This is a genomic window from uncultured Legionella sp. (assembly GCF_937871865.1).
Classification (GTDB): Bacteria; Pseudomonadota; Gammaproteobacteria; order Legionellales; family Legionellaceae; genus Legionella.
This window is the reverse complement of record NZ_CALMPD010000148.1, coordinates 1-10687: the sequence shown is the minus strand read 5'-3', so window position 1 is coordinate 10687 and position 10687 is coordinate 1. Positions and strand designations below refer to the sequence as shown.

The following is a 10687-nucleotide window of genomic DNA, read 5'->3' as shown; positions in this document are numbered from 1 at the left end:
TCGCCCATCATGTAGCTTGATCCAGAAACACACGTTCCTATAAACGTGTAGCTGCCTCTTGAAGAGATGTGCTCAAGAGACAAAGACAAGTCCGGTATGTTGGAATAGGCCATGGACGCGGGTAATCAGGTATGAGTGGATCTATCCCTGTCCTGTAAGCATTGCAACACATCATAAAAACTCAATTCGCAGGCTTTTAATAAAACCAATAAGTGAAACATCAGATCAGCTGTTTCATTAATCAATTCTTCTCTATGGTGTGTCACTGCTGCAATTGTCGTTTCAACAGCTTCTTCTCCCACTTTTTGAGCGCATCTATTGATGCCGGAATTAAGTAATTGAGCCGTATAACTGTTCGTATTCTGGGCTTTTGCTCGCTGATTAATTAATTCAATTAAGCCATCCAGAAAACCAAGGGTGCTATTATATTCAGGCTGATAACAACTGATGTATCCCAGGTGACAAGCTGGTCCAGCAGGTAACACGTGAATTAACAGACTGTCCTTATCACAATCAGTACTGATGTGTTGTACGTTCATACTATTGCCCGAGGTTTCACCTTTACGCCATAAGCTTTGTCTGCTGCGGCTGTATAAAGTAAGTTGTCCACTGTTTTGAGTGATCAACAAGGATTCTTTGCTCATATAGCCCAACATTAGGACCTGGCCGTTTTGGGCATTTTGAATGATGGCTGGTAATAGGCCATCCATTGTTTGCCAATCCAGGGTGTTTATATCCAAATTACTCATATTCGTACCTCTATATTTTGTGCCTGAAGAGCCGCTTTTACCGCTTTTATTGTCAGCAGATTGTCATGAAAAACACTTGCCGCCAAGGCCCCACTTACTTGAGACTCTTGAAAAACGTTAACAAAATCTTCCGCGGAACCTGCTCCTCCAGAAGCAATTAATGGCACCTGACAGAGCTCTTGCATTTCTTGTAGTTGATTCAGATCATATCCTGAGCGCACACCATCTGATTGCATGCAATTAAGGACAATTTCTCCTGCACCTCTGTCCTGAACCTCTTTTATCCATTCTTTTGTTTTGCGTCTGGAGTTCATGCAGGTGCTTTCATTGCCAGTATATTGATACACATAATAATCATTATCTATCCATTGACTATCAATACCAATGACGACACATTGCGTGCCGAATTGAGCACTCAAGTCATTAATCAGCATAGGGTGTTCCAATGCGGGACTGTTGATTGATACTTTATCGGCTCCTGCATTAAGTATTGATTTGGCTTGATTTATTGTGCGAATCCCTCCCGCGACAGTAAATGGAATATTGATTGTGGCTGCGACCTGATTAACCCAGGATGGAGAGACCGAACGCTGATCGCTGCTGGCAGTAATATCATAAAATACCAGTTCATCAGCTCCGGAATCTGAGTAATGGGCAGCTAATGGGATGATGTCACCAATAATCCGGTGATTACGAAACTTGACCCCTTTGACGACCTGATTATCTCGTACATCAAGGCAAGGGATAATGCGTTTTGTTAACATAAACTAATGCCCTTATTATCTTAGTGACAGTGTACCTTAGCCTGTATTAGCATCGCGTAATACAGGATTTATACGCTTATAATTCATATTCTTTTAAACATTCCACCAGGTCAAAATTACCTTGGTACAGCGTTAACCCCAGAATCGCAGCAGAAATCCCCAGTGCATCAAGAACTGCAATGTCTTCTCTGTTTCGTATCCCTCCAGAAGCTTGCCAGAATATATTGGGAAAGCGTTCTACTGCCTGCTGATACAAATCAAAGTTAGGGCCCGACATCATTCCATCACAAGCAATATCCGTACAGAGTATCTGCTTTATTCCTTGTTGCTGGTAATTGTCTACCACTTCCCAAAGAGTGCTTTGAGAATTCATCTGCCATCCATTAATAGCGGGGATAGGGATCTGGTTTTCAATTCGAACGTCAATGGCTAAAATAATGTGTTCTGGTTTTATTTCCTGAATGATGTCGCTAGTCAACTTCGGGTTGGAAACAGCAATACTTCCAATAACCAATTGATTGATCCCTGCATCAATACATTGCCGTGCTTGCTCTAACGTCCTGATGCCCCCACCAGCCTGAACGGGAATGCCAGTATTTTGCATGGAGCAAATCAGTGGTAACTGCTGCATGGCTCCCATGCGTGCACCATCCAAATCGACTACATGCAGACGTTTGGCAGCTATTCCTGCAAAGTAGGATGCGCGCTCGATGGGCAAAACATCAAACTGGGTGAGTTGATCAAATTGTCCCTGTTTTAATCGTACACAAGCTCCGTCTTGTAAATCGATAGCGGGTATAATCAGCATACAGCCTCCAAAGATAAAAAATTGCTGAGTAATTTCATGCCGACTTCGGCTGATTTCTCAGGGTGGAATTGCATTCCATATATATTCTTTTTGTTAATAATTGCGGTAAACTCTTCGCTATAAGTACATTTTGCCACTGCATATGGATTCTCTTTTAAGGCAAAGCTATGAACAAAATATACGGAGTCTTTTTCGCTTAATCCTTGTTGTAAAGGTGAATTCCCTTGCCATTTCAGCTGATTCCATCCCATATGGGGAACAGGAAAACCACTACTTTTTGTTAAGCGAACAGCACGCCCAGGAATTAATCCCAGACAGCTTATCCCACCTTCTTCGCTGTATTCAAGTAACAATTGCATGCCCAGGCAGATGCCAAGAAGTGGTTGATTTAATTGAGCCAGAACATCTATCAAACCATAATCTCGTAATGCATTCATGCCATAAGCTGCAGTTCCTACTCCAGGCAAAATGACGTGGCTTGCCTGCTGAATTTCTTTGCTGTCATGGGTTAGCTGGTACTTAAATCCCAATCGCTCCAAAGAGTTTCCCAGCGACGTCAGGTTGTTACCGCATACATCGATTATCGCAATCATAGCATCCCCTTGGTAGTGGGTAGTGATTCACTCGTTTGCGCACAGGCTTGTCGCAATGCTCTTCCTAAAGATTTAAAACATGCTTCAATCATATGGTGGTGATTGGTGCCAGTTACACTGAGGTGGATGGTTGCACCCAACGCACTGGATAAGGAGTTAAAAAAGTGAGGAACCATCTCTGTGGCCATTCCTCCAACAAACTCGCGAGTAAACTCTCCCTTAAAGTCGCAAAAGCTTCTGCCACTGATATCAATTGCAATTGAAGCCAGCGATTCATCCATAGGCAAGGTAAATCCATAACGATTTATTCCCCACTTATCGCCTAATGCCTTTTTCAGTGCTTCTCCCAGTGCAATGGCTGTGTCTTCAATTAAATGGTGATCATCAACTTCTATGTCGCCAGTCGCCTGGAGAGACAGGTTAAACCCAGCATGTTTTGCCACCTGTTCCAGCATGTGATTAAAAAAGGGCAGAGGCGTATTAATGCTACTGCATTGATCAGTATCCAGAGTCAGCCTTAAATCAATGGCGGTTTCCTTTGTGGTTCTTGTGATTGCAGCACTACGAGTGCGATTTAATAGTGCAGACACAATCTTAGGCCATGAGTGCTCATTAGATACAAGGAGAAAGTTAACGCCTATATTCTCTGCCAACTCTCGGTCTGTATCTCTATCACCAATAACCCAGGCGCAGGAGTTATCAACGGGGTTTTTCTTTAAAAATTGATCAAGCAAACCTGTCTTGGGCTTTCGGCAAGAACAATTATCTTCAGGAAGGTGAGGGCAGATAAAAATTTCATCGAACTCTATTCCTTGCGATGAAAACAAGTCGAGGGTGAATTCGTGACAGATAGCAAAATCTTCTTCTGGAAAGAGGGGCGTACCTATTCCATTTTGATTGGATACCATAATGAATTTAAAACCGGCTTTTTGTAATTGCAACAGAGCCGGAATGACCCCTTGAGTTAATTTAATTTTATCCAGAGAGTCTACCTGATTATCAAAGGGCTCTTCGATTAAGGTGCCGTCACGGTCAATAAACAATATCTTTTGCATCTTTTAATCCTGAAACATTATTAGAAAAGGAAGCCAGGGCGGCCATTAGTATTTGATTTTGATTTTCGTCACCAACCGTAAGGCGTAAATGGTCGTGTAATAAAGATGCTGGGGGAAAATCTCTGACTGCAATTCCTTTTGTGGCAAACCAGAGAGCCAATTCTCTGGCATATTGGCTTTTAACCAATACGAAATTTGTTTCGGTAGGACATACTTTGTCTATAACAGAACTTTCTTCCAGTGCCTTTACAAGGCTTTCGCGAGAACTCTGAATACTGGTAATTGCTGATGTAAACCAGTCTTTATTGTTTAAAGCTTGTGTTGCTAATGATACAACCGGGCCGGGAATAATATAGGGAGCAATAATCTTGTTAAATGCATCAATCACTGGTGATTGGGCAATGATGCTGCCTAATCGAAGGCCAGCTAAGCCACCAGCTTTGGACATGGTTCTTAATACCACCAGATTTTCAAATCGTGGAATCAAACTGATGGCACTTTGTGCGCAGGAAAACTCTATATAAGCCTCATCAACAACGACAACCGCACGATTAGCATATAATTCACAGGTTGCAGCAATAAGTTCCAAATCGATTAAAGTTCCTGTTGGGTTATTAGGGCTGCAGAACATAATAATTTTGCAATTAGGCTTCCAGCTGCTTTGAATCGTTTCTAGCGCAAGGCTGAAATCAGCGTTTTGATCCAGAGGGCATTGAATGAGTTCACTCTGCTGTAAACGAACATAAAATGCATACATGGGAAACGTTGGGGGAAATTGCATAAACGCATCTTTACCGGCTGTTAAAAATAAACGTGTCACCAAATCAATACCATCATCACTACCTCTGGTAAGGGTAATTTGATTCATGTTTACTCCATATCGCGTGGCTAATAGCTCTTGAAGCTTTAGTTGTAACCGCGTATCTGGATAATAATTAAGTTTAATCGAATCAATTTCAACAGGACTCCAGGGAAGTTCATTGGCGTGCAATCTGAATTCTGAATCTTCGCCACCAGGAACATAATTGGGACTGTTTAATAACTCGGGTCTTATTAAATTAAGTATGGACATTTATACCTCCAAGGCATTGATTCTGATTTGTACGGCATTCGCGTGGGCATCCAAACCTTCCAATTGAGCCAGGGTAATCGCCGCGGGCCCGAGGTTTTTGATTCCCTCCTGATTAATTGACTGCACATTAAAACGTGTTAAGAAATCCATAGTACTCAATCCATTGTGATTTCTTGCAAAACCATTTGTTGGCAATACGTGGTTGCTGCCACTCACGTAATCTCCCATTGTTTCTGCTGCCCATGGGCCAAGGAATACGGTGCCAACAGCGTTTATTTTATCTGTCCAAGAATCACAATCGATTCTATTGATTATTAAGTGTTCGGGCGCATAGCTATTTACAATATCCAATTGTTCCTCTTTATTTTCAGAAACGATAATGACGCTTTTTGCCAGTGATTGTTTAATAATGTTTTGTCTGGATAAATTGGTCAATTGTAATTCTAATTCTTGATTTACTTTAGCAGCAAAATCAATGCTGTCGCTAATCAGAATAACTTGTGAGTCGACGCCATGCTCTGCTTGCGCTAATAAATCAGCAGCTACGAATGCCGGATTTGCCTGATCATCAGCCATAATCATCACTTCAGAGGGACCTGCAGGCATATCAATAGCAGCACCATAGGGATCAATTGACACCTGTTTTTTTGCTTCTGTTACATAACTATTGCCCGGGCCAAATATTTTATCTACTTTGGGGATGCTCTCGGTCCCATAAGCCATAGCAGCTATGGCTTGCGCTCCACCTACTTTATAAATAGTATCTATCCCGCATAACCGTGCTGCAACCAGCAAGTGCTTATCAATTTCACCTGTTTCATTCGGAGGGGTACACAATATCTTGATTGGGCATCCTGCAACACGTGCAGGTATTGCCTGCATTAATACCGATGAGATGAGCGGGGTTTTATTTCCCCCTGGAACATATAAACCTACCTTTTGAATGGGTCTGTAAGTGGTCAGAATATCGATGCTCTCGGCTGTGGACATTGTTGTATTTTCTGGCAATAACGAGTTGTGATAACTGGTTATTGTTTGAATTGCCTGATTTATTGCAGAGAAGGATTGTTGATTAATCTGAGCTTCCCGTATTTTTTCCGGAGCTACTCTGAGAGTATCGAGGCGAGCGCCATCCAGCTCTTGCGTTAAATCAAATAATGCTTTATCGCCAAAGGTTTTAATCTGGGTAAAAATTTCCAGAACTCTCTGGCTCACTGAGTCTGTTAGTAATGGGCGAGACAGGCATTGATCTTTTTCTGTCTGAGATAATGACTGCCAGTTTTTAATGGATAACATTTTATTACTCCAACATTTTCTCTATGGGGAGCACAAGAATAGAGCTGGCTCCTAATTCCTGGATCATTTCCAGGGTATTCCAAAACACTCGTTCACTGGAAACAACATGCACCGCGACCTTGTCTGGATTACCAGGTAAGGGAAGAATGGTCGGTGCTTCTGCTCCTGGTAACTGTTTCGCGATGCGTTCAAGGGCTGATTTGGGGGCATGAAAAACGATATATTTCCGTTCCTGGGCTTGTTGTACTGCCTGAGTGCGTCTTGTCAGCATGTCAAATAACGCTTGTTCTTCTGAGGTAAATTGTTTTTGGGTCTGGATAAAAACTGCCTGACTTTGCAGTACTGTATCTACTTCATAAAGTTTATTATCTTCCAATGTCTGACCACTAGAAACCAAATCACAAATGACATCAGCCATGCCCATACGAGGAGCAACTTCTATTGAGCCTGACAACACAAGGCTTTGTGCACAAATTTTACGTTCATCGAGATACTGTTTCAGCAGATAAGGATAACTGGTTGCAATCCGTTTGCCATCGAGACTCCCCGGCCCTTGATAATCAAACGACTCGGGAACAGCAATAGACAGGCGACAAGTACAGGTGCCTAATTCTAATAATTTATTAAACGGCTTGCTGGGATTGGCTAGTGACGATTCCAAGAGCACATTTTCACCCACGATCCCGCCATCACATAAATCATCAAATACCAAAGTAGGGATGTCATCATCTCGCACAAAGAGCAGATCTATTGGAAAATTATCTACATGAGTCAGAAGGGCGTTTGGTTTGATGCGAAACTTTAAGCCACAGCGTTGAAGAAGGCTGATGGATTCATCTGCTAGTCGTCCTTTTTTTTGTAGGGCAAGGCGTAAACGGTTTTTCATAACTCCTCCATTCTGTCTGCTATAAGCTGATAACCACCCGTCCCAAAACTTAAACAACGAGCTACTCTAGTGATGGTTGTGACACTCACTCCAGTTTGTTCATGAATCGTCCTATAAGGTATTCCCTGGCGTAATAGGGGAACTACCTGCCAACGGTCTGCCATCGATTCCAGTTCTGCCGGAGTGCATAAATCGGTAAAAAACTGCATTGCTTCATCTTTATTCTTCAATAAACCAATTGCATCCATTAATTCTGGAAGGGCAGTATTTTTTGTAGTAGTTTGTGTTTTCATGTTAATGTATTAGCGCGTTAAAACAAAAGTTAAGGATAATGATAATCGTTTGTATTGTCAAGAACTTAATGAAAATATTTTTAATTTGTTGTACACTGTTGGCGTTCAAAATTCGGAGCGCCACTATGAAAACATATGCCCGAGATATAACGTTAACCCTGATAGTGAAAGCAATTTTATTGTTTTTATTATGGTATGTATGTGTCAGAGGAATGCATCCAACATTATCAAACGCCAAAGAATGGATGCTTGGCAAAGAAGAACAATCAATAAGCACTCAAATAAAAAAGAGGTGAATTTATGATACCTGTCAGTGAAGTAGTAGATCTATCCCGCTTACAATTTGCTTTAACCGCGTTATATCATTTTTTGTTTGTTCCCCTTACGTTGGGGCTTTCGGTGCTCCTGGCTGTTATGGAGACGGTCTATGTGATGACGGGGCGTGATATCTGGCGTCAGATGGTTAAATACTGGGGCCTGTTATTTGGTATTAATTTCGTTTTAGGTGTAGCAACTGGTCTTACGATGGAGTTTCAGTTTGGGACTAACTGGGCTTATTATTCGCATTACGTAGGTGATGTTTTTGGTGCTCCACTCGCGATAGAAGGCATGATGGCTTTCTTTCTGGAAGCTACATTCGTCGGTATCTTTTTCTTTGGCTGGGATAAGCTGTCCAAGCTGCAACACATGACATGTACCTGGATTTTGGCTCTGGGAACGAACTTGTCTGCATTATGGATTCTTATTGCAAATGGCTGGATGCAAAATCCGGTAGGATCTTATTTTGATTATCAAACGATGCGTATGGAAGTCAGCAGTTTCTATGACATGATATTTAATCCAGTGGCTCAAGCTAAATTCGTACATACAATTAGTGCTGGTTATGTGACTGGATCTATGTTTGTGCTTTCAATTAGTGCTTACTTTTTATTACGTGGTAGAAACAAGGCTTTTGCCAAACGTTCTATGACTGTTGCGGTTTCTTTTGGGCTGGCGTCTGCTCTTTCCGTTGTCGTACTAGGAGATGAGAGCGGTTATGTTACCAATGAAAACCAAAAAATGAAACTGGCCGTCATGGAAGCCATGTGGCATACAGAAAAAGCCCCTGCGTCGCTAACTCTTTTTGGTATTCCTGATGAAAAAACAATGACTACCAAATATTCTATAGATATTCCTTTTGCTTTGGGAATCATTGCTACTCGTTCTTTTAACACGCCTTTGCAAGGAATTCTTGAGCTGATAGATGAAGGCAAATTAAGAATTAAAGATGGAATGATTGCTTATGATGCATTAAAAAAACTACAAAAAAATCCAAATGATGAAGAGGCAAAATCAGTCTTTAAGGCACATAATGATAACCTTGGTTACGCTCTACTCCTTAAAAAATATACTGAGAATGTAACTGATGCGACTGAAGAGCAAATTAATCAGGCGGCACAGGATTTGAAACCTAAAGTTATGCCTATGTTCTTCTCATTCAGGGTAATGGTTGCTTGTGGATTGTATTTTATCCTTTTATTTGCCACTGGTTTTTATTTGTCACTACGTCATAAATTGGAGACATCGCGCTGGTATCATAGAATGGCTTTGTTTTCACTTCCATTGCCGTGGATAGCTGATGAAATGGGCTGGATTGTTGCAGAATATGGTCGTCAGCCATGGGTGGTTCAAGGGATATTACCGACTTTTATGGGGACTTCTTCTGTAACTTCGGGGCAAGTTCTTACATCAATTTCAGGGTTTGTCTTGTTTTATAGCGTATTGGCCATAGTAGAAATCTTTTTAATGGTTAAATACATTCGTCTTGGTCCAGATGGAATACAACACTAATTTCGGGAGAGTCAAATGCCTTTAGATTATGAAACATTAAGAGTTGTATGGTGGGCCTTGATTGGTATTCTACTGATTGGTTTTGCTGTGATGGATGGTTTTGATCTGGGAGTCGCTATGTGGCTTCCATGGATCGGAAAATCTGATATTGAACGACGTATACTGATTAATAGTATTGGGCCTACCTGGGAAGGAAATCAGGTTTGGTTTATTTTAGGAGGAGGGGCTATCTTTGCTGCCTGGCCTGCGTTATATGCCGTATCTTTTTCCGGTTTTTACCTGGCTATGCTTGTTATTCTTTTAGCTTTAATCCTCAGGCCCGTAGGGTTTAAATACCGCTCGAAGCTGGAAAATCCCATTTGGAGGTCCGTCTGGGATTGGGCCTTGTTTATCGGAGGTTTTGTCCCTGCTTTGATATTTGGCGTTGCCATGGGAAATGTGCTGCAGGGAGTGCCTTTTTATTTTGATGAAAGCTTAAGAGTATTTTATACCGGTACGTTCTTACAATTATTAAATCCTTATGCTTTGGGATGCGGTATTTTATCTGTATTAATGCTGGCAATGCATGGAGCATTTTTCATTCAGGTAAAGACAGAAGGTGTATTGCAGCAACGAGCGAGAATAGCTGCCAGATGGTGTGCATTATTTGTGGTTATTTTATTTGCTGCAATGGGGCTCTGGACTTATTATGGCATTGACGGCTATGCTTTAACCAGTATTGTGCCTCATGATGGCCCATCGAATCCCTTATATAAAACTGCAGCTATTAAACCTGGAGCCTGGTTTAGCAATTATCACGCTTATCCTGTGCTCATGCTGGTTCCTCTTTTGAGCTTGATTGCTGCGCTTCTGGCCATGATGCTTGCCAAAAAACACGTACTTGCTTTTGTATTGAGTGGGATAAGTGTCAGTACTTTGATTGCGACTGTTGGTGTGAGCATGTTTCCATTTATACTTCCATCTTCATCACATCCGCAAAACAGTTTAATTGTTTGGGATAGTTCTTCAAGTCATTTAACCTTATTTATTATGCTGATTGTAACAGTTATCTTTTTACCTATTATTCTGGCATATACCGCATGGGTTTATAGGGTGTTACGAGGTAAAGTGACTGAAAAGAGCGTTTTGGAACACGATTCAGCTTATTGAGGAGACGTTTATGTGGTATTTTTCCTGGATTTTGGGTACAGGTCTGGCTTGTATGTTCGCAGTACTAAACGCAATGTGGTTAGAGTTTAGAGAAGATAAAGCCAAAGCCCAGTTACAATAATATTGGTTTGTGGGAAGGTGTAAAGCATACCGCCATTAAGTTAAGGATTTGGCCGTCATCCTGAGCATGAC

13 protein-coding genes are annotated in these 10687 nt (G+C 41.5%); 4 read left to right on the top strand and 9 right to left on the bottom strand.

Annotated elements, in window-relative coordinates:
- Positions 1-125: 125 nt before the first annotated feature.
- From hisIE to Q0495_RS07725, 9 genes are all read right to left on the bottom strand, one after another.
- Complete coding sequence (gene hisIE / locus Q0495_RS07765; protein WP_298624682.1) at positions 126-749, bottom strand: bifunctional phosphoribosyl-AMP cyclohydrolase/phosphoribosyl-ATP diphosphatase HisIE; 624 nt, start codon at positions 747-749, stop codon at positions 126-128.
- Positions 746-1513: an imidazole glycerol phosphate synthase subunit HisF gene (hisF, locus tag Q0495_RS07760; RefSeq protein WP_298624681.1), complete on the bottom strand. Its 768-nt coding sequence runs from the start codon at positions 1511-1513 to the stop codon at positions 746-748. Before hisF ends, hisIE begins: the two co-directional genes overlap by 4 nt.
- A gap of 76 nt (positions 1514-1589) precedes the next feature.
- Entirely contained in the window at positions 1590-2321 is a 732-nt protein-coding gene (locus Q0495_RS07755) for a 1-(5-phosphoribosyl)-5-[(5-phosphoribosylamino)methylideneamino] imidazole-4-carboxamide isomerase (protein WP_298624679.1), read from the bottom strand.
- Positions 2315-2914: an imidazole glycerol phosphate synthase subunit HisH gene (gene hisH, locus Q0495_RS07750; RefSeq protein ID WP_298624677.1), complete on the bottom strand. Its 600-nt coding sequence runs from the start codon at positions 2912-2914 to the stop codon at positions 2315-2317. The genes Q0495_RS07755 and hisH overlap by 7 nt, the downstream gene beginning before the upstream one ends.
- Positions 2911-3969, bottom strand: a complete 1059-nt coding sequence (gene hisB / locus Q0495_RS07745) for a bifunctional histidinol-phosphatase/imidazoleglycerol-phosphate dehydratase HisB (RefSeq protein WP_298624675.1) — start codon at positions 3967-3969, stop codon at positions 2911-2913. Before hisB ends, hisH begins: the two co-directional genes overlap by 4 nt.
- Complete coding sequence (hisC, locus tag Q0495_RS07740) at positions 3947-5041, bottom strand: histidinol-phosphate transaminase (RefSeq protein ID WP_298624673.1); 1095 nt, start codon at positions 5039-5041, stop codon at positions 3947-3949. The genes hisB and hisC overlap by 23 nt, the downstream gene beginning before the upstream one ends.
- The gene (hisD, locus tag Q0495_RS07735) at positions 5042-6337 is read right to left on the bottom strand and encodes a histidinol dehydrogenase (RefSeq protein ID WP_298624672.1); all 1296 of its coding nucleotides are present in this window, start codon (positions 6335-6337) and stop codon (positions 5042-5044) included.
- 4 nt (positions 6338-6341) lie between these two features.
- Positions 6342-7223, bottom strand: a complete 882-nt coding sequence (gene hisG, locus Q0495_RS07730; RefSeq protein ID WP_298624670.1) for an ATP phosphoribosyltransferase — start codon at positions 7221-7223, stop codon at positions 6342-6344.
- The gene (locus tag Q0495_RS07725) at positions 7220-7516 is read right to left on the bottom strand and encodes a YerC/YecD family TrpR-related protein (protein WP_298624668.1); all 297 of its coding nucleotides are present in this window, start codon (positions 7514-7516) and stop codon (positions 7220-7222) included. Before Q0495_RS07725 ends, hisG begins: the two co-directional genes overlap by 4 nt.
- A gap of 125 nt (positions 7517-7641) precedes the next feature.
- Between Q0495_RS07725 and cydP the strand changes: the two genes are divergently transcribed.
- The 4 genes from cydP to cydX are packed head-to-tail and all read left to right on the top strand — an operon-like array spanning position 7642 to position 10616.
- Positions 7642-7812 carry a cytochrome oxidase putative small subunit CydP gene (gene cydP / locus Q0495_RS07720; protein ID WP_298624666.1) on the top strand — a complete coding sequence of 57 codons (171 nt, stop codon included), beginning with the start codon at positions 7642-7644 and terminating at the stop codon, positions 7810-7812.
- 4 nt (positions 7813-7816) lie between these two features.
- The gene (locus Q0495_RS07715) at positions 7817-9346 is read left to right on the top strand and encodes a cytochrome ubiquinol oxidase subunit I (protein WP_298624664.1); all 1530 of its coding nucleotides are present in this window, start codon (positions 7817-7819) and stop codon (positions 9344-9346) included.
- A 15-nt stretch (positions 9347-9361) separates the two neighbouring features.
- Positions 9362-10495, top strand: a complete 1134-nt coding sequence (cydB, locus tag Q0495_RS07710) for a cytochrome d ubiquinol oxidase subunit II (RefSeq protein WP_298624662.1) — start codon at positions 9362-9364, stop codon at positions 10493-10495.
- Between the two features lie 10 nt (positions 10496-10505).
- Positions 10506-10616, top strand: a complete 111-nt coding sequence (gene cydX, locus Q0495_RS07705) for a cytochrome bd-I oxidase subunit CydX (protein WP_298624661.1) — start codon at positions 10506-10508, stop codon at positions 10614-10616.
- Positions 10617-10687: the final 71 nt, after the last annotated feature.